Genomic DNA, 21,247 nt, shown 5'->3' on the forward strand with positions numbered 1-21,247 from the left:
GCTCGATCAGTTCGCCACTACGCTAACCTGAAGTCGTCTGCGGGCAAGCAGTCTACCTTGGTTGCTTCAATGGCAGTGTTGGGGGGCTGCATCTGGCGGTAGGGCGCGTTAGGATGTTGCGAAGCCGGTTCAGGCTCTGTAGCGAGAAACTTATGACTGACACGAACAACTCCGTCCCTTCGGCGGTAGAGATTACTCGACGCGAAAATTGCTATCAGGGGTTTTACCGCCTGGACCGCGTACACCTGCGCCACGAGCTGTTCAACGGGGGCATGAGCAAGGAAATCAGTCGTGAATTGTTCGTTCGCCATGATGCGGTGTGCGTGCTGCCCTACGACGCCAAGCGCGACAAAGTGGTGTTGATCGAGCAGTTTCGCGTGGGTGTTCTGGGCAAAATCGACAATCCCTGGCTGATTGAATTGGTCGCCGGGCTGATCGACAAGGATGAGCAGCCGGAAGAGGTTGCCCACCGCGAGGCAGAAGAGGAAGCTGGTCTGGTCTTCAGCGAAATGGTGCCGATTACCAAGTACTTTCCTTCCCCGGGTGGCAGCAGTGAATACGTTCACTTGTACTTGGGGCATTGTGACAGTGAAGGGGCGGGTGGCTTGCACGGTCTGGAAGCGGAAGGTGAAGATATTCGCGTATCGGTGTGGGCATTTGACGATGCCCTAAAAGCCATAAACGATGGACGAATTTTTAATGCCGCTACGCTTATTGCTTTGCAATGGCTGGCATTGAACCGAACTGAAATCAGGGGGCTATGGTCGTGAGACTTGTGCGCGAGCGCTACCGGGTTGACCTCGTCGGGCTGCAAGCCGCCTGCGAGGCCAACTATGCGCGCTTGATGCGGTTGCTCCCGGACATGCGCAATCAACAACGTTCGCGCCGGGTCGCGGTTACCCAGGGCGATCAAATGCTCGGCGTGTTGGCGGTGGAAGTCCTGCTGGATTGTCCTTACACCACCACCTTACAGGTCCGCCAGGAGCACAGCCTGCCATGGCTGCCGGTGCCCAAGCTGGAAGTTCAGGTGTATCACGACGCGCGCATGGCCGAAGTCATCGGCGCCGAACATGCCCGCCGTTTTCGTGGCATCTACCCGTATCCCAATGAAGCGATGCACCAGCCGGATGAAAAGGCTCAACTCAACTTGTTTTTGGGTGAGTGGCTGAGTCATTGTTTGGCGTGTGGGCATGAGTTTGAAGTGGTGCGTTGAGAGTTTCCATTTTTATAAGTGGGTTCTTGAGTTGCGCAATAAGTTGCGCAACACCGTACGAAGAATTGCCCAACATAGTGCTGAAAGTCGATGTGATATAAATCTGAGTCTATTTGTTATCGCTTGATTTTCAGACGCGTCCTACAGCCTGCCGGGTTCACTTTCCAATAAACTACCCTCCAATCAAAAGGAGAGGTAATTATGGCTAACCCTGCATACATGACGATTACCGGCAAGGCTCAAGGATTGATTTCGGCAGGCTGCTCCAGTAAAGAGTCGATCGGCAACAAACACCAGTTAGCGCATACCGACGAAATAATGGTGCTTTCTTATACTCGTAACCTGGCCAATTTTGAAAATAACAACCAGTCAACTCATGGCCCTATCATTATCTCCAAATATGTTGATAAATCTTCGCCTTTATTGGAACAAGCCCTGACCCGAAGAGAGGAGCTAGAGTGCACGTTTGATTTTTATCAAACAACGCCCTCGGGTACGCAGGAGAAGTTTTATTCGATATCGATCAAGGGCGGACTTATTGTCGACCTGACGCAGGATATGCCCGATGTGATTTTTCAATCTGACGGTGAAATGCGAGAACAAGTCGCTTTTCGTTACCGTGAGATTAATTACACGAACCTCAAAGCGGCTACCAGCGGCTATAGCTTTTGGGGTGAATAACGATGAGCGCCAGCCGTGATGATATCTGGGATGTCCACCAAGCAGCAGGACAACTGCAAGGACAAGCCATTAGTGTTAGCGCCCGACACCTTGATCAAGGTAATGGGCGCGTGTGGTTTATTCGGGAAGTGTCCTATTACGCCAAGCATATTATTGATGACGTTGAACTCGGTCGTAAAACCCCCACCCAGGGCATAGACGCCCTATTGAAAGAGCACCGCAGTCTCGCGAGTCAATCGCAGGCGTTGGCGCGTGATCGCCAGCGTGCCATAAGCAACAGCGTCAAACGCATTCCAGTGCCACGGCTCATCCAACCGGTTATGCGACCTGATCCTGAACGCTTACTGCGATATGTCTTTGCTCAACATCTCAAGGTAAGCAATGAAAAGACCCTGGCAACCCTGCACCTGCCCGTCCCGACGTCCATTTATAAACGTTACAGGCTTTTTCCTCCAGAGCTGCAATCAGAACCCATCGAACTGCACGACCCCGGGTTCTATATTGTCCCCAGAAGCACCACGGTTGAACGACTGGAAGCGCAGTTGTTCACCTCAGCCAGTTCTGCGGTCATTGCTAAATTCAGGATCCTGAACCCTGGGTTGGATCAGATAAAAGCCGGGCAAATGATCGTGCTCAGTGATCCCAATAATGGACAATGCACTGAGGAAGAAGCGCGCCTGATGGACGCGGCAAAAGTGGTGAATATGGCGTTGGAGGATCTTAGTCCTGAAGAAGCCGACTTCATGGTTCGCCACCGCGACGAAATCGAGTCTTTAATCAAGTACGGCTCTATTGGGACCAGCATGGCCGCGGCGGTTTACAAGGACAACATAGACGCGGTAGGAGAAATCCTGGAAGCCATAGAAGACCTGCACAAGCGCACCTTCAACCAACACGGGCACCTGCGATCCCCCGAGTTCTTTGCTGAACGCAAAGAACTGTTTGCTCAACTCGACACCCATCTCACCAAACTGACCAAACATACCATCGACTACCCTGACCACCCGAAACTGAAAACCGCCCTGGGTATTTCCAGCCGTAGTTTGGTGCATCGCTGGGGCCGGGCCGGTGCCCATGACATGAACCCTGGATATGCCACTCATCTGGCCAAAGTGGCCAAGGCCTCCAAGTACATAAATTACGGTGGTTGGGTGGGCACCGCTATTGGCGGCGGGGCTTCTTATATGAAAGTGCAGGATGTATGCCGTGCGGGGGATGCTGAGGCGTGTGAGAAGGTGAAGTTTACGGAGGCAGGGGGTTTTATCGGCGGGGCTGCGGGCGGTTTTGTCGCAGGCGGAGTTTTAAGCGCCGTCGGAACTGGAGCGATCTGCTTTGCTATCGGGGTTCCGACTGCTGGGGTGGGAACACTTGTATGTGGTCTTGTGGTAGTGGGGGGAGGGTCTTTCGCCGGAGGGTATTTTGGTGGAATGACTGGTGAAGCGCTAGGCGAAGTGATTTACGAGGTCAATAAATGAATGTGAGTACCGCTGACAAAATTTTTCTTTGTGTGGGCCTAGTAAATTTTGGAGGTATTTTCGTTTGGCTTGGAATAGCGTCGCATCTCGCTTACACCAAAATGGATCTGATGCTGGGTCATATGAGGAATAGTTCAATAGTTATGATTCGCGTGTTTTTGATACGTGCGGGTTTATGGGGGCGGCTTCATGTCTTTGGGTTAATAATGGGGCTGATGGTCATTCATGGTATAGCGCTCCGGAAGGGAGTCGTTAGTGCCGAGGATCTGAAGAATTTTCCCGCCGATCTGAAACGTAAACTAATTGTTATGCAGTGGGTTAATTGGGGACTGATATTGATTATGTGTGGACTTGCAGCGTATGCTAAGTTCGGCCGTGGCTAGCTTTTGCGGTTACTTACTCGCCCTCATCAACCGCATTGAAGCGATAAGCGAAGTGATTTACGAGGTCAGTAAATGAGCGTGAGTACCGCTGACAAAATCTTCCTCTGTGTTGGCCTGATTGATTTTGGAGGTATTTTCATTTGGATCGCCATAGCGATGTATCTCGCCTACACCAAAATGGACCTGATGTTGGGCCACATGAAGAATAGTCCGATAGTTATGATTCGCAGGTTTTTGATACACGCGGGTCCTTGGGGGCGGATGCATGTCTTTGGGTTAATAATGGGGATGATGGTCACGCCTGGTATGGCTCTTCGGAGGGGGGCGGTTAGCGCCGAGGATCTTAAGAATTTCCCCGCCAGTCTGAAGCGCCAACTGATTGTTATGCAGTGGGCTGGTTGGGGGCTGCTATTGGTTATGTGTGGACTTGCAGCGTATGCCAAGTTTGGTCGTGACTAGTTTTGATAACTGCCGGAGCGCACGCACAATGATCTATGACCGATACGAGCCATCGGCTTACCCATGATGTGACCCATTCGCCACCCCAAGGTTTGCCGACCCGTGCGCTTACGACCATAATCGCCTGACTTCGCTTTAAGGAGACGGCCTTTGCCGAGCGCATCCCATCCAGCATCGTCGGTGCTAGTAGTCCAACTGTCCGACAGCCACCTATTTGCCGACGCGGACGACAAGCTGCTGGGCATGAAGACCCGCGACAGCCTGAATGCCGTGATCGAGCGTGTCTTGGCCGAACAACCGGCTGTTGATTTGCTAATAGCCACGGGTGATTTGTCCCAAGACGGGAGCGTTGAGTCTTACGAGGCGTTTCGTCAGGTCAGTGCGCAAATTTCGGCACCCACTCGCTGGATTCCCGGTAATCACGACGAGCTACCGGAGATGGCTGAGGCCGCCCGTCACAGTGAGTATCTGGAGCCGATCATCGATCTCGGCCATTGGCGCATTACCTTGCTGGATTCCGCCGTCCCCGGCTCAGTACCCGGTTTTTTGCAGGACGCGCAACTGCAATTGCTGGCCCGCTCATTGAGCGAAGCGCCGGAACGCCATCATCTGGTGTGCCTGCACCACAATCCGGTTCCCATTGGCTGTCAGTGGATGGACCCCATTGGCCTGCGTAATCCTGAGAAGCTGTTTGCGGTGCTTGATCGATTCCCCCACGTGCGTGCGGTGCTGTGGGGGCACGTTCATCAGGAATACGATCAATTGCGTAACGGCGCGCGCTTGCTGGCATCGCCCTCGACCTGCATACAGTTCGCGCCGGGCAGTGTCGAATTTAAGGTCGACACGACAGCGCCGGGTTATCGCTGGTTGCGCTTGTATGCCGATGGCCGACTCGATACAGGGGTTTCCCGGGTGGAGGGGCTGGATTTCGAGGTGGACTACAGCGGCGAAGGTTATTGAGCGACTTCTCCTTAATTTAGCGGGAAATGTCTGAGAGTGAGTCATCGGGCGATTGTCCCTGTAAACTCCGCGTCTTTACGTGTGATCAATTGTTTACAGGAGCGATTATGACCGGCGAACCCTCCACACTGTTGTATATCCACGGTTTGAACAGCTCGCCGCTGTCGAAAAAAGCCAGTCAGTTATCAGCGTTGATGCACAAGCTGGGACTTGCCGCACAGCTGCGCGTGCCTGCACTTCATCATCATCCGCGTGAGGCCATCGCCCAGCTTGACGCTGCAATTGCCGAACTGGGTCGGCCACTGCTGGTCGGCAGCTCCCTCGGCGGCTACTATGCGACTCACTTGGCTGAGCGCCATGGCCTCAAGGCCGTACTGATCAATCCAGCGGTCAACCCGCATCGATTGTTCGACGGTTTACTCGGCACCCAGCAGAACCTGTACAGCGGCGAAAGCTGGGAACTGACCCACGATCATGTGACGGCCTTGGCCGAGCTGGAAGTACTGCCTCCGCAAGACCCGCAGCGTTTTCAGGTATGGCTGCAAACCGGGGATGAAACCCTTGACTACCGCCGCGCTCAGACGTTTTACCGAGCCTGTGCTTTGCGCATTCAGGCGGGCGGCGACCACAGTTTTCAGGGCTTCGCCGAGTGCTTGCCGGTGTTACTGATACTGGCCGGTTTCGCGCCAGAGCTTGTAAATGTAAACAGGTAAGATCCCGAATTTTAATGAATAACTGACGACGAGACCCCATGGCCAATCCCAGCGCTAGCTCTTATAACGCAGACGCCATCGAAGTCCTCTCGGGCCTCGACCCGGTTCGCAAGCGTCCGGGCATGTATACCGACACCACGCGGCCAAACCACCTCGCCCAGGAAGTCATCGATAACAGCGTCGATGAAGCCCTCGCCGGGCACGCGAAGTCAGTTCAGGTCATCCTCCACGCCGACAATTCGTTGGAAGTGTCCGATGATGGTCGCGGCATGCCGGTAGATATTCACCCGGAAGAGGGTGTTTCGGGCGTCGAGCTGATTCTCACCAAGCTCCACGCTGGCGGCAAGTTCTCAAACAAGAACTACCAATTTTCCGGCGGTTTGCACGGCGTAGGTATTTCCGTGGTGAACGCGCTGTCAAATCACGTTCGGGTGCGGGTAAAGCGCGACGGCAACGAATACGAAATGACCTTTGCCGATGGCTATAAGGCCAGTGAGCTCGCGGTCATTGGTGCCGTCGGTAAACGCAATACCGGGACCAGCGTGTATTTCGCGCCGGACCCTAAATATTTTGATACGCCGAAATTTTCGGTCAGCCGCCTCAAGCATGTGCTCAAAGCGAAAGCGGTGCTGTGTCCGGGACTGTTAGTCAGCTTCGAAGACAAAGCCACCGGCGAAAAAATCGAATGGCATTACGAAGATGGCTTGCGCTCCTATCTGGAGGACGCGGTCAGTGGTTTTCTGCGCCTACCCGACGTGCCGTTTTGCGGCAGTTTTGCCGGCAATAAAGAAGCCATCGATTGGGCGCTGCTGTGGTTGCCCGAGGGTGGCGACAGCGTTCAGGAAAGCTACGTCAACCTGATCCCGACTCAGCAGGGCGGTACTCACGTCAACGGCTTACGCCAGGGGCTGCTGGATGCGATGCGCGAATTTTGCGAGTTTCGTAGCCTGCTGCCGCGTGGCGTCAAGCTTGCGCCGGAAGATGTGTGGGAGCGGATTGCGTTCGTCTTGTCGATGAAAATGCAGGAGCCGCAATTTTCTGGCCAGACCAAAGAGCGGTTGTCCTCCCGTGAGGCTGCGGCGTTTGTTTCCGGTGTCGTCAAAGATGCATTCAGCCTGTGGCTCAACGCCAACTCCGAGCTGGGCATGCAACTGGCCGAACTGGCGATCAACAACGCTGGTCGCCGCCTGAAGGCCAGCAAGAAGGTCGAGCGTAAGCGCGTCACCCAAGGGCCTGCGTTACCGGGCAAACTGGCTGATTGCGCTGGTCAGGACCCTATGCGCTCTGAACTGTTTCTGGTGGAAGGCGATTCCGCTGGCGGGTCGGCCAAGCAGGCGCGGGACAAAGAGTTTCAAGCGATTCTGCCGTTACGCGGGAAAATCCTGAACACCTGGGAAGTCGATGGTGGTGAGGTGCTGGCCAGTCAGGAAGTGCACAACATTGCCGTCGCTATTGGCGTGGATCCGGGTGTCGCCGACATCAGCCAATTGCGTTACGGCAAAATTTGCATCCTCGCCGACGCCGACTCAGACGGCCTGCACATCGCAACTTTGCTCTGTGCGTTGTTCGTTCAGCATTTCCGTCCGCTGGTTGATGCGGGTCATGTTTACGTTGCAATGCCACCGCTGTACCGGATCGACCTTGGCAAAGAAATTTATTACGCACTGGACGAAGCCGAGCGCGACGGGATTCTTGACCGTCTGGTGGCTGAGAAAAAGCGCGGCAAGCCCCAAGTCACACGCTTTAAAGGTCTGGGCGAAATGAACCCACCGCAGCTGCGGGAAACCACCATGGACCCGAACACTCGTCGTCTGGTCCAGCTTACGCTGGATGATTACGCGGCCACATCTGAAATGATGGACATGCTGCTGGCGAAAAAACGCGCGGGTGATCGCAAGACATGGCTCGAATCCAAAGGCAACCTGGCTGAGGTTTTGACTTGATGCGACGTTGGTTAACCGGATTATTGTTGATCGCGCCGTCTGTGTTCGCTGCCCCTGTGCCACAGCTGAAAATGCTTGCCGAGCATGCGGTTGACGGCATGGTGGGCGGTAACTTATCAGGGTTGGCGTCTTGTAATGGCGTGCTGTGGACCGTCTCGGACCGCGACGATGCGTTGCTCTATCGCCTCGACACGTCGGCTACCGTATGGAAGGCAGAAGGTCAGGCGATTCAGGTGCCCCCAGTACCAGACAGCGGTCTGCCATTTACCTTGGTTTCGATGGCCAAAGCCTCCTCGCTGGTTCGAGGCGGTAGCCTGGATTTTGAAGGCGTGACGTGTGATGCCGCAGGCAATCGATACCTGGTTAGCGAAGGCTATGCCTCTGTATTGCAAGTGCCGGTGACAGGGGCGCCGAACTGGTTGCCCCTTCCCAAGAGCGTGGTTCAACAGGCACGGGACAGCGGCCTGTTGCAGAATTTCAATGCGATCTTCGAGGGCATTGCGATCAGTCCGGGTGGTGATCAACTTTGGCTTGCAGCAGAGCGTGAAAAGCGCGGCTTGCTGTTGGTGCGCCGCGAGCAAGGTGCCTGGGACTGCAAAGGCAGTTGCGTGGTGCTCAGCGAGGGCGGTAAACAGACCATGCCTGCACAAATGGGCAGTCGTAGCGCTTCGAAAGATTTCTCCGATATCTCGCTGTATGAAGGGAAGCTATTTACCTTGGAACGTGCGGCTTACCAAGTGTGCCGCCGTGATCTCGACACCGGGGCAGTCGAGCGCTGCTGGTCGTTCGCTGACGACGCGCTGGTGCCGGAAAAACGTTACGCGCAGAAATTCGGCTTGGCTGAAGCGTTGGTCATAGATGCCGAGGGCGCCTGGATCGGCGTCGATAACAACTTTGGTGCGCGGGCAGATGGTGAGACCCGGCCGATTGTCTGGCGGTTCGCGGCACCCAAGGAAGGTTGGAGCGCCAAGCCTTGAACCAGTCGCCTCCGGGCAAGCGCGCCGGGCGTGTGCTTCTGATTCTTGCGTGGTGTGCCGGTTTGTTTTTGGCGACCCGCTATTTTGGGTTGTGGGAACAGCGTCAGGAAAATCCGAATCCGGTCGTGACGTCGCAGCACGGTGATGGCTATATCCAGGTTTTATTGCAGGGCAATGCCCAGGGCCATTTTGTCGGCAACGCCCAGATTAATGGCAAGACCGTGGAATTCTTGCTCGATACCGGCGCCACAGATGTTGCGATCCCTGCGGAGGTGGCTGACACCTTGCAGTTGAAACGCGGCATGCCCGTGACCACCAGCACCGCCAACGGCATGGCTCAGGGCTTTCGGACTTCGCTGGAACGTTTGCAGATTGGCGACATCGTCCTGCATGACGTGCGTGCCATGGTGTTGCCCGGCCTTGACGGCGAACAGATACTGCTCGGTATGAGTGCAATGAAACAACTCGAATTTACCCAGCGCGGCGGCACCATGCTGCTGCGCCAGACCACACAACGATGAGGCTTGCATGAGCGATTCCCTTGACCTCAGCCTGGATGGCGTAGAACGTCGATCACTGGCTGACTTCACCGAACAGGCCTACCTCAACTACTCCATGTACGTAATCATGGACCGTGCCTTGCCACATATTGGCGACGGTCTGAAGCCCGTTCAGCGGCGCATTATTTACGCCATGAGTGAGTTGGGCCTTGATGCCGACTCCAAGCACAAAAAGTCAGCGCGTACTGTCGGCGACGTCCTTGGTAAGTTTCACCCCCACGGTGACTCGGCCTGCTATGAAGCCATGGTGCTGATGGCCCAGCCGTTCAGTTATCGCTATACCCTGGTAGACGGCCAAGGAAACTGGGGTGCGCCGGATGATCCCAAATCATTCGCCGCCATGCGTTACACCGAAGCCCGGTTGTCTCGCTATTCCGAAGTGCTGCTCAGCGAGTTGGGCCAAGGCACAGCGGATTGGGTGCCCAACTTCGACGGCACCCTGGATGAACCCGCCGTTTTGCCGGCACGTTTGCCGAATATTTTGCTCAATGGCACTACGGGTATTGCGGTAGGCATGGCCACCGATGTACCGCCGCATAACCTGCGGGAGGTCGCGTCGGCGTGTATCCATTTGCTCGACGAACCTAAAGCCACCATTGAAGAGCTTTGCGAGCACATCAAGGGTCCGGATTATCCCACCGAAGCAGAGATCATTACTCCGCGTACCGACCTGCTGAAAATGTATGAAACCGGCAAGGGGTCGGTCCGCATGCGGGCGGTATACCGTATAGAAGATGGCGATATCGTCGTGACTGCGTTGCCGCATCAAGTGTCCGGCGCCAAGGTGCTGGAACAGATCGCCGCGCAGATGCAGGCCAAAAAACTGCCGATGGTTGCCGACTTGCGCGACGAGTCAGACCACGAGCACCCGTGCCGGATCGTGATCATTCCACGTTCCAACCGTGTCGAACTCGATGAGCTGATGCAGCATTTGTTTGCCACTACCGAGCTGGAGTCCAGCTACCGGGTGAACATCAACATCATCGGCCTGGACGGTAAACCCCAACTCAAGAACCTGAAAGCGCTGCTCAGTGAGTGGCTGGTGTTTCGCATCGGCACGGTTCGTCGACGCTTGCAGTTTCGCTTGGACAAAGTCGAACGCCGCTTGCATCTGTTGGACGGCTTGCTGACGGCTTATCTGAACCTGGATGAAGTGATTCACATCATTCGGACTGCCGAACATCCTAAACCCGAGCTGATCGCACGGTTTGGGCTGACCGAAATTCAGGCTGATTACATTCTCGATACGCGCTTGCGGCAGTTGGCTCGTCTGGAAGAGATGAAGCTGCGGGCTGAGCAAGACGAATTGCGCAAAGAGCAAACGCGTCTGCAGTCGTTGTTGGGCAGCGAAACCAAGTTGCGCAAGCTGGTCCGCACTGAACTGATCGCCGATGCTGAAACTTACGGCGATAACCGTCGCTCGCCCATCGTTTCCCGTACCGAAGCCAAGGCGTTGTCCGAAAACGAGCTAATGCCGACCGAGCCAGTGACCGTTGTGTTGTCGGAAAAAGGCTGGGTGCGTTGCGCTAAAGGCCACGATATCGACGCCACAGGGTTGTCCTATAAAGCTGGCGATGGTTTCAAAACGTCGGCAGCGGGGCGTTCTAACCAATTTGCAGTGTTTATCGATTCTACCGGGCGCAGCTATTCCTTGGCGGCCCACACATTGCCTTCGGCCCGCGGCCAAGGTGAACCGCTGACCGGCAAGTTGCAGCCGCCGCCGGGCGCGACCTTTGAGTGTGTGCTGCTGCCTGATGACGATGCGTTGTACGTCATTGCTTCTGATGCCGGTTATGGCTTCGTGGTCAGGGGCGAAGACTTGCAGGCCAAAAACAAAGCAGGTAAAGCCTTGCTCACCTTGCCTAAGGGCGCAAAAGTCATCCTCCCCCGTCCGGTTTCCGATCGTGAACGGAATTGGCTCGCAGCGGTAACAACCGAGGGTCGTTTGCTGATCTTCAAAGTCAGCGATTTGCCGCAGTTGGGCAAAGGCAAGGGCAATAAGATCATTGGCATCCTCGGCGAGCGCGTGGCTAGCCGCGAAGAGTACGTTACTGATCTGGCTGTCATACCAGAAGGCGCAACGTTGATTCTGCAAGCGGGTAAACGCACGCTGTCGCTCAAGGCTGATGATTTGGAACACTACAAAGGTGAGCGCGGTCGTCGCGGTAACAAGCTTCCACGTGGTTTCCAGCGCGTAGATGCGTTGCTGGTGGAAAGCGCATCATAAAGGCGATATTGGGCGTCTGATCTTCGTTTTGACTGGAAGATCGACGCATAATCGCTGGAGTCATGATCAATATTCACGGATGATATGGCGTCTCGCCTCGTCAGCATGGCTGAGTGCCTTCATATTTATTGTGAATATTTTTAGACTGTGGCCCGCGTTGTGGCGGCTATGTGGATGTGATGATGAATTTTGCGCGCCTATCTTTTGTAGTGTTAATGACCAGCGTACTGGGCCTGGTCGGTTGCAGCGTTCAGCAGCCTACTTCTCTTTATCAACTCGATGCCGGGCAACCGGGTCAGCCTAAACAAAGCGCTGGAGTGGCCGTTTTATTGGGTCCAGTTTCAGTGGCCGATTACCTGCAACGGGAAACTTTGTTGCAGCGTCAACCAGATGGCAGCCTGACTGCATCGACTGACGGTCGTTGGGCGGGCAGTCTGTCTTCAGATATCGATCAATTGCTTTTGCGCCAACTGGCTTGGAAACTTGACAGTCAGCGCGTGGTACTGGCCCCGGCTACCACCAGTTTCACTCCTGATGTGCAAGTGGTGCTCTCCATCACCCGGCTTGACTCAGGCGTGAACCAACCTGCAATTCTGGACGCTCAATGGCGTTTGCTGGATCGCAGGGGTCAAGTTCGTGACAGCAAATTGGTGCACATGGAAGAGCCGCACTTGGGCAGCTCAGCCGCTCAGGTGAAAGCCCAAGGCGTATTGTTACAGCGATTGGCCGATCAGTTGGCTGTTGCAGTTAAACCCTTGGCAAGCCAGCCGTTAGACGAACCTAAAAAAGCAGCTCCCGCTCAGGTCCGAAATATTAAAGACCACGACAAGCCAAAGATGCCCATGGCCTCGCCGATTCGCACAGATATGGAAATATTCCGCTTTTAGTCGAACGGACGGAAAGTCTGCATACGCAGTGGGTTGATCAAAGCGTTCAAAAGCGCAATTACGGGACGAAAAACCCCGACGCCTCGGGTTCATCATGCCTGCTCTGATCGATATCAGCGAATGCCCTGCGACCACGGGATCACCTGTTCGATGACAGATGCTATGACAGCATGTCAAGTCTAGACACCCCATAGCCTTAAGGCTGCGCGACGGGGGTAACTCTTTAAGGCATAGCGGCGTTGCGGTTAGACCTTGCCGCGACTCTCGTGCATCCGTGACAGCTGGCGTTCAAGCATCGAGGGGTACGGCTCCATCAGGCGTTCGACACAGCAGGCGCCTTCCGGATTGGCGATAGGGCGTATTCGGGCGCGTTGATGTACCAGCGGGTCATCAATGATCCTGCGTTCTACCAACAATAAGTTACGGCTGTGTTGCGAAAGGGCCAATGCGCTTTGCGCCGTGTCGGTGAGCAGCAGGTCGATTTGGCTGAGGTCTGACAAGTCATCACCTTGGGTCAGGCCTAATTGCAGTTGCAGCGTAATACCGCTATCAGCGACTTCTATTTGCAAGGCATGACTAAGCGCCCTGAGCAGTTCGCCGCAGCAAATCGCATTAGTCAGGTAGTCATCACCGCTTTGTTGGCTGTGAAACAGCATCAGCGTGCTGCCGTCATTCAGCGTGTGCACTTCGCTCTCATAGAGCGAGGCGGCCTGATCGATACAGTCGCGGTAGCGTTGCAGCAGGTCTGTCAATCGTGCACGGGGTAGGCGACGTAGCTGATCTTGCGCCCCGAGTTGCACTGCCAGGACCGCGCTGTGCAGTGGTTGAACCGGTACAGCGGGCGCTATCACGATAGGTCTGATCATTGGGGCTGACACGGAGTGATCACGCAGATCAGCAAAAGGATCTTCTTCGTCCTCTTCATCTTCGTCTGCGAGGATGCGCCGCGGCACTGTGCCTGTCACCCGAGTTTTGGGTGCTTTGTCAAAGCCTCGGTCGTGTAGTTCGTTGCTGGCGAACATTGGTTCAACGTCGTCTTGCGTTTCTAGGTACGGATCGTGGCCTTCACTTTCGTTATGCTCAGGTTCGCGTATTGGCGGAGGCTCAGGTGGTTCGGGCGCGAATGACGCGTGCAGCTGCCGAGCCAGATCACCGATTTCATCCTGACGGTCAGTGGCTGGCGTGTGTTCGTCAATATCGCGAAGCCACACGCGCAATTGCAGCAGCGGCGTAGAAATATTTCGGCCAAGACGCAAACTCAGCGCCAGCGCCAGCGCCAGCAAAATTCCGCTGAGAATCGCCATGCTCTGCAAGCTGATGGTCATCGGCTGCTGGAATTGAGTCATGTCCAGACTGATACGCAAGTGCCCGGCCGTTACATCCTGGAAGGTGATTTTTATCTCGTACAACCCGCCCGCTTCACCCAGTAGGCCATTTTTCGGACGATTTCCGGCTTCGGCGAGAATGCGATTGTCCACACTGTAAATAGCGGCATGGGCTACCAACGGGTTCTTCACCAGGTTGCCCAACAGCACGTTTAGGCTGAGGATATCGTTGGACACCAGCAGTTCAGTGGCGGAGGTGGCTGTCTGCGTTGTCAGCGCCTGGCCAAGTGCGTCGGCCTGTTCGTGCATGGCCTGCTTGAATTGCAGGCCCATGACACAGGCGTAGATCAGCAGCGCCAAAGCGACAAGGATCACGTTATGGCTAGCGATACGCAAGGCAAGCGGTACACGGCGATGGCGCAATGCCCGAAAGATCAGCAGGAAGAAGTTATCGGTTTTAACTGGCGTGGGCCGGTTCACTGAGCACGGCTCTTTTGGTGAAGTTGCCGGGCAGTATAACGATCGACCCTTGAGCGGCAAAGCGCTTGCTGTGCCCGATGGTCACTGAAAGTGGTTAGAATGCGGTTTTTTTCCACTGCGGGGGTGCGCCTTGCGCGAAATCGTCCTGATAAACATCACGGGTGAAGACCGTCCCGGTCTCACTGCGGCCATCACTGGGGTACTTGCCCAGGGTGGAGTCAACATTCTTGATATTGGTCAGGCGGTGATCCACGACACGTTGTCGTTTGGCATTCTGGTTGAGATTCCGAGAACTGAGCAAGGTTCTTCAGTGCTTAAAGATATTTTATTCACGGCCTACAAACTCGATCAGCAAGTGCGCTTCACGGCTGTCTCCGAAGAAGACTATGAGCAGTGGGTTGACGGCCAAGGCAAGGCGCGGCATATCGTGACGTTGCTGACACGCAAGGTGACGGCGGAGCAGTTGCAGCGTGTCAGTTCGATCACGGCTAAATACGGTTTGAATATTGACCAGATAGATCGACTGTCCGGGCGGATGCCTTTAAACACGCCCGCCGACAAAGGCAAAGGTTGTATTGAGTTTTCGGTGCGGGGCGAGCCTGCAGATCCGAAGGCGATGCAGGCTGAATTTTTGAGTGTCGCGCAGGAGTTGAATGTCGATATTGCTTTCCAACAGGACTCTTTATTTCGGCGTAATCGGCGTCTGGCGGTGTTCGACATGGACTCGACATTAATCGAGGCCGAAGTCATCGACGAGCTGGCCAAGGCCGCCGGCATCGGAGAGTTGGTGTCTGAAATCACAGAGCGCGCGATGCGCGGCGAGCTGGACTTTCGCGCCAGTTTCAAAGAGCGTCTGGCGTTGCTCAAAGGTCTGGATGTCAGCGTGCTGGATGAAATCGGCGCCTCGTTACGCTTGACCGAGGGCGCCGAAACATTGTTCGCGGAGCTCAAGCGACTGGGTTACAAAACCGCGATTTTATCGGGTGGTTTCACGTACTTCGCAAAACAGCTGCAAGCGAAGCTCGGCATCGACTATGTGTTTGCCAACGAGCTGGAAGTGGTCGACGGTAAAGTGACTGGCGTGGCCATTGAGCCCATTGTCGATGCACAGCGCAAAGCTGATCTGCTGCGTGAATTGGCGCAAAAGGAAGGCTTGAGCCTGGAGCAGACCATTGCCGTTGGAGATGGCGCCAATGACCTGCCGATGCTGGCGATCGCGGGTCTAGGCGTAGCATTCAGGGCCAAACCGTTAGTGAAACAATCAGCAAGGCAGGCGATCTCTACATTGGGCCTGGACGGAATTCTTTATCTGCTGGGCTTTCGGGATCGCGACGGGCGAGGTTGATAAAATATTGCGGTGCTTTGGCCACGCCGCATGACCGATCATAATAATGTCCACAACGAATCAAATTCTTCTTCGGGCACCGTATCGAGCGATGGCGACTTACGTGGCATTTCGATGGTTTTATATTCGAACTGGTTGAAACTGCCCGTGCCTGCGCGGCGTTTACCTAGAGCTGCGCGATGCTCATCGCCGCTGTTGTTGATCATTACGCTCAGGCCTTCCTGAAACGGTAATCGTGGCGCAAGCAAGGTCGCTGGCTGATCGATTGCCCGCACTTCGGGCAGCAATAACGCGCGCAGATAGGGGCTGGCGGGGTCAGTGTTACGCATCAACTGCAAGCCGCAGGGCTGGGCAAACGGTGCCACCAGCTCAATACCCATTTGCGTGCCGCCGCTACGTACCTGACGAATCCAGCGCACGACGGCGATGCTCCAGCCTTGACCGCTGCCATCCTGAATGCCGACCATTTCCCCAGCCTGCAATTGGCTGGGAACGTCTTTCGGCCATGCCAAGCAGTAACCGCCGGGGCTGTGGTTAATGACATTCAGTGCGAACGTAGGGAATGTGTGCTGAGTATTCGAAGCTAAATCACCACCGTCGACGTCGACGTGCTCGTACCGAATTTCTTCATATGGCTGTGCAGAAGACTCCCGGGCGGCGTCGAAGGCGGCTGACCAGGGATCGATCGTCGCATTAATCGAAAGTTGGGTATGAAATTGCGCGGCTTTGTTCATGGCGGGGATTTTAAGCATTTCGCTGAACGACTTTTGGCCACCCAGGTAGTAGTGCAGTGCACTCATGCCGATGCACAGCGTGAGGTGGCCTTGCCCCGCAGTGCGCTGAAATGTTCTTTCCGAGACGTCGCCCCACGCAGCAGCCAAATGTTGTAGCAGGTCGAGAGAAAAACCGTGGGGTACCAGAAGCTCTGAGCCTGCGCGCTTATCGACGGGCAAATCGAGATATGCCTTGATTGCTGACGCCAAAGACAGTGGGTTGATACCCAGTAGACTTGGCATTTGCTCCTCCAGGTAGAGCGACTTATAGCGTGGAGGGGCATCAGCATCCTGTGCTACAGCGAACAGGCTGGAAGGCTCGGCAGGAGATTGCAGCTTTACCAGTCGGCTCCAAGGCTCTAGAACCTCGGCGAGTCGACCGATGTTGAGTTGGCGCATTTGATTGCAGCGTGAACAACCCAGCAAGACGGCCACTACATAGGTTTGTTCTGCGCTCATCGTCTTAGTGTGGCTGGCGAGAGGGTCGGGTATCGCAATGTTGTGCAATTGATGGTGGCGAGCAATCAGGTAAATCTGATGCAGTTCCAGCCATAAGCCTTCCGGCACGGGACAGTACAGTTGGCTCGCTCGAATGAGCGTGCCATTTAGGCTGTGTAGTGCACGCTGCGTTGCCGTGGCCAGCAGCGTGGTGCGGTCTTTGGAAAAGCGCGGTGAGATACGGACAATGATCTGTTTGTAGCCCGCCGCCAGCTGGTTCTGAAGTGCTTGGCACAGGTTGGCGACTTTGCGTGGGCGCTCGTCGAGCACGATGGCCTGACTTAGGAAATGCCGCTCAAGGTTCTTGCAGACGTAATAGACCTCTGGGCGCAGTAGTTCAAGCAGCTGTAGGCGGTTTTCGCTGGGTGTCAACAGATGGTTAAGTTCGCCCAAGGCCTGATAAAGCAAGCGAGCGGTCTCACCTAGATTGGCTTTGGGCAGAACGGCAATCCAGCGTTTCAAGTCACGCGGCGTAGGCTCGCAAAACGACAGACTCAACTGCGTCGGCGAAGGCATAGGCGCGCGCAACGACAGATGAAGACTTGAATTACTCATTTGCTCGGGAAACTCCAATCACGCAATGGCTAGAGCGGTTGCTCATTCTAAACAAAGCCAAGTCCGACAACCGACTCTAGCAGCATCGGCTTGCGCTGGCTGCTTTCTATGGTCTTTTATCCGCCATGGCTGTCAGATTGTTCCTAACAGCCTATCGGTGTGATGCTGCTAACGGCGTGACTTGATGTCATGCCTGGTTAGCGTGGCCGAGCGCTTGACCCATTTGAACCGAGCTGAGAGCGCCCAGTTGTCCCGCCCAATTCACCTGATTGGGTCCAAACAACACAATGGCAGTTGAGCCGAGTTTGAAGTGTCCGAGCTCTGCTCCCTTTTCCAGGTGAATCGGTGCACGAGCGGTTTCGTCGTAGCGTACTGTTTTCAGTTCGCGCTTCGGGGGAGTGACCAGACCGGCCCACACGGTCTCGATCGAGGCAACGATCATTGCACCCACCAGAACGACGGCCATCGGACCACACTCGGTATCGAACACGCAGACGACCCGTTCGTTACGGGCAAACAGCTCGGGAACGTTTTCGGCTGTGGTCTGATTAACCGAGAAGAGGCGTCCAGGAACATAAACCATTTCACGCAAGGTGCCGGCTAATGGCATGTGTACACGGTGGTAGTCTTTTGGCGACAGATAGACCGTTGCAAACTCGCCTCCCATGAATGGCGCAGAAAGATTGGCATCGCCACCCAGAAGTTCAAGCACGCTGAAACTGTGACCCTTGGCCTGGAAAATTCGACCATGCTCAATAGGGCCCATTTGGCTGATTGCTCCGTCAGCAGGGCTGAGAATCGCACCCGGAGTTTGATCCAGCGGTCGAGCACCTGGCTTTAATGCACGGGTGAAAAAATCATTGAAGTGATCGTAAGCAGTCAGGTCTTCAACCAGCGCTTGCGTCATGTCCACCTGATAGCGCCGAGCAAACCAGGCAGTGAATGCATTTTTGAACCACCGGACCCGGCATTCGGCTACGCAGCCGGCCAGACGGGACAGCAGATGGTGCGCAAGAAAGTATTGGCTGAAGATAAACAAACGCTGTTTCATTACATTTCCTAACATGTTCTTAATAAATAGCTACGGTTTGCAGCGTGTCTTATTTCTCGATTGGCGTATCGGGATGGTTGCCCCATTCACCCCAAGAGCCCGCGTAGCCTTTTACCCGGGGATAGCCCAGCGCCTTGGCCACCAAATAGGTAAAGCCTGATCGGTGGTGGGTCTGGCAGTGGGTAATGATCTCTTTGTCCGGGGTAATGCCTAGCCTTTCGAGGATTTGCGGCATGTCCTTACGAATACGCAAGTTACGTGTAGGGTCCATGCCAGCGGTCCACTCGAAGTTCACTGCGCCCGGAACGTGACCGGCTTTAGCCGCGAGGACTTTTTCACCGGAATATTCAGTAGGTCCGCGTGCATCCCAGACGGCCAGATCTGCCGCACCCAAACGACTCTGTAAATATTCGCGAGTTGCAGTGGGTTCCCCGTGCAAAGTCAGTGGCACCGGGCCGCCAACGGTCTCTGGAGCCTCGGTCGACAGGGGCAGGTCTTCACCCAGCCAAGCGTGCAGGCCGCCATCCAGATAGTGGTAGTGCGAGTGACCAATCACATCTAACAACCAAATGAAACGTCCGGCCCACCCGCCACCCTCGTCGTCGTAGACCACATAAACTGCTTTGGAGTTATGCCCTAGCTCGCCGAACAACACTTCCAGTTGGGCGAGCGAGGGCAGTAACCCCGGTGCCGGTGCCTGCCCCTGTTGGGTGCGTTTTGGGTCAACAAAATGTGCGCCTGGAATATGTCCGGCGCCATAGCGAGCGCTGCTGGTCAGGTCGATGAGGATCAACTCAGGCGCGTCAAGACGGGACAGCAAGTCGCTGGGCTCTATGACTAACGGCAAGCTAGAGAATTCAGACATGTGAGATCTCCAGAAAAAAGAGGCGAATTGTAGCTTAGAGATCCCATCGCCGTCTCTGACAGCTGTGCCTGACGCCCGCGTAGGCGCACCGGGCTTAACTTAATTACGTTACAAGATGCCGCCCGGCCTTCGACGCCGCCCGTGGGGCAACCGCCTGATTCGGAGACTTCAGACTTTGCGATTGCTGAAGCTGCTAAGTGCGCGTTCGATGCATTGCGAGGTTTTGCCGAATGCCTGGACGCTGATTTCCGAAAGAGGTCCACCACCCTGATCCGCAAACACCAACATCACCACTCGCTCTTTGCTGCTGAGCGAGCGCAACAATAAATGGTCGCCGCTAAACAGGCTTTTTAATCTTGCGGGCAGCAAAGCTGAAAATTGAGCATTATTCGCGGGCGTCAGGCGTAATTGAGTCGGCTGAGCCAATAGGCGCTGCAACACCGTACTCTGCGCGATGTCCAGTGTCAGGTGCATGGCGTCCTTTTCCAACCCGGCAATTTGATGGACACGTAAAACAGTCATATTACGATCAATCATCAGCAGCATGACGCGCTGCATACCGCAGGCAACCAGTGCGTCGCGGGCAAGTGTTGTGAGGTGCATGGCATTATTGAATCGACTAGGTTCCTCCAATAGCTCGGTGCAATACTTTCGCCACTGGTGTAGAGCTTCGGCTGAGGGTGGAGGGGCGGGTAACATTCCACGATGAATACGCCGTGTTTCCGCTGGCCAAATGAGCGCCTCGGCAGGGTGCCATAGCCCTGTCGCATAATGTTTTCGAGCGCTTTGTACTGCTTGTTGATGTACTTGCTGTTGAAGTTCATCCAGCGAAATTTGCAGGTAAAGGCAGGTCAGCGTTTGCCAGCGCAGGCTGTGCGGGCTGTCCCAGGCTTGTTGTGCAGACAATGCAATGCCGTTTGCGAGAAGGATTGTATTGGCGGGCTGATTAAGCCAGCGACGCAGTGCGGGGTCTGCGTCGAGGCATTGCCTCTGATGCAATGGATTCAGATGGTCGCGAGCAATATGCAATGCTTTAACCAGCAGCCGACGCTCATTGATCAGCGCGTTATAGCCCTGAGTTACCCAGATGGGTAGACGCCATGCGACGGCCAGATTTTGGCATAGCTTGAGCAGGCTAACCCCGAACAATGCGTTCTCGACAATGCGCGCCGACTCACCTTTGTGAATTACGCGTAGCTCCCATTCTTCAAGCAGTTTCGGGTGCGCGAGAGCCATCGGCCAGAGCGGAGACAAAAACAGCAGGCTACCCCAATGTATATCCTGCCATAGCCGCGCCAGGCGGCCGGCGAACAGACCGTTGGCCTGCTGCATTGCATGTTGGCTGATCATTTGAAATTGTCGCAAATTCGGCGAAATATCTTCGAACTCCAGGGCCGGTAGACGTTGCAGGAGCTCTTCTGTCCGCTTCAGACCCAGACGGTTAATTGCCACCTCTAGACTTTCCGCTGGCTCGCTCAAGCCCATGCTGTGATGGTTGACCTCGCGCAAAACGCTGAGGACCAACGAAGGGCTTTCCTGCATCAATTCAGCGATGTCGCGTAGCGACCGACGGTTATCACCAAGCGCGCTCAGTACTTGGGCGTGGCTGTCGATTGGTACCGGCAGGCGAATCGCGTCCAATTGTTTGTGCCATGCGTCAAGGGTGCGTGGAATGGGGAGCGGTGCTGATGCTTCTGGTGGCATTGCAGGCGGCCTGTACGGCTAATAATTAGGACAAATATTGGATGCAACACTCATGGCATGTCAGTGCAAGCGCCCTGCTACTAGGGTCGAACTGGCTTTTCGCCTGAACTGACTATAGTCTGGCGCACTTACGCCGATAAGTAGAAGAAGAGTTTCAAGAACTTCCACTCATG

At 55.1% G+C, this 21,247-nt stretch carries 18 protein-coding genes; 13 read left to right on the plus strand and 5 right to left on the minus strand.

What is annotated here, in order from left to right:
• The first annotated feature begins 152 nt into the window (after positions 1–152).
• From QN378_RS02230 to QN378_RS02285, 12 genes are all read left to right on the plus strand, one after another.
• Complete coding sequence (locus QN378_RS02230; protein WP_322206520.1) at positions 153–770, plus strand: NUDIX domain-containing protein; 618 nt, start codon at positions 153–155, stop codon at positions 768–770.
• Positions 761–1,213 carry a DUF1249 domain-containing protein gene (locus tag QN378_RS02235; RefSeq protein WP_322167351.1) on the plus strand — a complete coding sequence of 151 codons (453 nt, stop codon included), beginning with the start codon at positions 761–763 and terminating at the stop codon, positions 1,211–1,213. Before QN378_RS02230 ends, QN378_RS02235 begins: the two co-directional genes overlap by 10 nt.
• A gap of 201 nt (positions 1,214–1,414) precedes the next feature.
• Positions 1,415–1,894: an Hcp family type VI secretion system effector gene (locus tag QN378_RS02240; protein ID WP_323546798.1), complete on the plus strand. Its 480-nt coding sequence runs from the start codon at positions 1,415–1,417 to the stop codon at positions 1,892–1,894.
• A gap of 2 nt (positions 1,895–1,896) precedes the next feature.
• Entirely contained in the window at positions 1,897–3,369 is a 1,473-nt protein-coding gene (locus QN378_RS02245; RefSeq protein WP_323546800.1) for a hypothetical protein, read from the plus strand.
• A 455-nt stretch (positions 3,370–3,824) separates the two neighbouring features.
• Complete coding sequence (locus QN378_RS02250; RefSeq protein ID WP_322206523.1) at positions 3,825–4,211, plus strand: hypothetical protein; 387 nt, start codon at positions 3,825–3,827, stop codon at positions 4,209–4,211.
• 150 nt (positions 4,212–4,361) lie between these two features.
• Positions 4,362–5,171, plus strand: a complete 810-nt coding sequence (gene cpdA / locus QN378_RS02255; RefSeq protein ID WP_322206524.1) for a 3',5'-cyclic-AMP phosphodiesterase — start codon at positions 4,362–4,364, stop codon at positions 5,169–5,171.
• 107 nt (positions 5,172–5,278) lie between these two features.
• Positions 5,279–5,884, plus strand: coding sequence for a YqiA/YcfP family alpha/beta fold hydrolase (locus QN378_RS02260; RefSeq protein WP_322206525.1), 606 nt, complete (start codon positions 5,279–5,281; stop codon positions 5,882–5,884).
• Positions 5,885–5,922: 38 nt separating this feature from the next.
• The gene (gene parE, locus QN378_RS02265; RefSeq protein ID WP_322206526.1) at positions 5,923–7,827 is read left to right on the plus strand and encodes a DNA topoisomerase IV subunit B; all 1,905 of its coding nucleotides are present in this window, start codon (positions 5,923–5,925) and stop codon (positions 7,825–7,827) included.
• A complete protein-coding gene (locus tag QN378_RS02270; protein ID WP_322206528.1) occupies positions 7,827–8,804 on the plus strand; it encodes an esterase-like activity of phytase family protein in 978 nt (325 codons plus the stop codon). Before parE ends, QN378_RS02270 begins: the two co-directional genes overlap by 1 nt.
• Positions 8,801–9,325: a retropepsin-like aspartic protease family protein gene (locus QN378_RS02275; RefSeq protein ID WP_322206529.1), complete on the plus strand. Its 525-nt coding sequence runs from the start codon at positions 8,801–8,803 to the stop codon at positions 9,323–9,325. The genes QN378_RS02270 and QN378_RS02275 overlap by 4 nt, the downstream gene beginning before the upstream one ends.
• A 7-nt stretch (positions 9,326–9,332) precedes the next feature.
• A complete protein-coding gene (gene parC, locus QN378_RS02280) occupies positions 9,333–11,591 on the plus strand; it encodes a DNA topoisomerase IV subunit A (protein WP_323567421.1) in 2,259 nt (752 codons plus the stop codon).
• Positions 11,592–11,773: 182 nt separating this feature from the next.
• Positions 11,774–12,478 (plus strand): PqiC family protein, encoded by a 705-nt coding sequence (locus QN378_RS02285; RefSeq protein WP_322206532.1) that lies wholly within the window; start codon positions 11,774–11,776, stop codon positions 12,476–12,478.
• Between the two features lie 245 nt (positions 12,479–12,723).
• Here the strand turns inward: QN378_RS02285 and QN378_RS02290 are convergent, their stop codons facing one another.
• Positions 12,724–14,283 carry a histidine kinase gene (locus tag QN378_RS02290; protein ID WP_322206533.1) on the minus strand — a complete coding sequence of 520 codons (1,560 nt, stop codon included), beginning with the start codon at positions 14,281–14,283 and terminating at the stop codon, positions 12,724–12,726.
• Between the two features lie 130 nt (positions 14,284–14,413).
• On the opposite strand from QN378_RS02290, the gene serB reads away from it, so the two are divergent.
• Entirely contained in the window at positions 14,414–15,628 is a 1,215-nt protein-coding gene (gene serB, locus QN378_RS02295; RefSeq protein WP_322206534.1) for a phosphoserine phosphatase SerB, read from the plus strand.
• A gap of 38 nt (positions 15,629–15,666) precedes the next feature.
• Here serB and QN378_RS02300 read toward each other — a convergent pair whose 3' ends face one another.
• The 4 genes from QN378_RS02300 to QN378_RS02315 all read right to left on the minus strand — a co-directional run bounded on the left by QN378_RS02300 (position 15,667) and on the right by QN378_RS02315 (position 21,074).
• Positions 15,667–17,454 (minus strand): molecular chaperone, encoded by a 1,788-nt coding sequence (locus tag QN378_RS02300; RefSeq protein ID WP_322206535.1) that lies wholly within the window; start codon positions 17,452–17,454, stop codon positions 15,667–15,669.
• Between the two features lie 187 nt (positions 17,455–17,641).
• Positions 17,642–18,505 carry an archaetidylserine decarboxylase gene (gene asd / locus QN378_RS02305; protein WP_323549824.1) on the minus strand — a complete coding sequence of 288 codons (864 nt, stop codon included), beginning with the start codon at positions 18,503–18,505 and terminating at the stop codon, positions 17,642–17,644.
• A gap of 49 nt (positions 18,506–18,554) precedes the next feature.
• Positions 18,555–19,370, minus strand: coding sequence for a thiosulfate sulfurtransferase (gene rhdA, locus QN378_RS02310; protein ID WP_322206537.1), 816 nt, complete (start codon positions 19,368–19,370; stop codon positions 18,555–18,557).
• A 168-nt stretch (positions 19,371–19,538) separates the two neighbouring features.
• Positions 19,539–21,074: an HDOD domain-containing protein gene (locus QN378_RS02315; protein ID WP_322206539.1), complete on the minus strand. Its 1,536-nt coding sequence runs from the start codon at positions 21,072–21,074 to the stop codon at positions 19,539–19,541.
• Between the last annotated feature and the right edge of the window lie 173 nt (positions 21,075–21,247).

It is taken from the genome of Pseudomonas sp. 10S5 (assembly GCF_035019745.1).
Taxonomy (GTDB): domain Bacteria; phylum Pseudomonadota; class Gammaproteobacteria; order Pseudomonadales; family Pseudomonadaceae; genus Aquipseudomonas.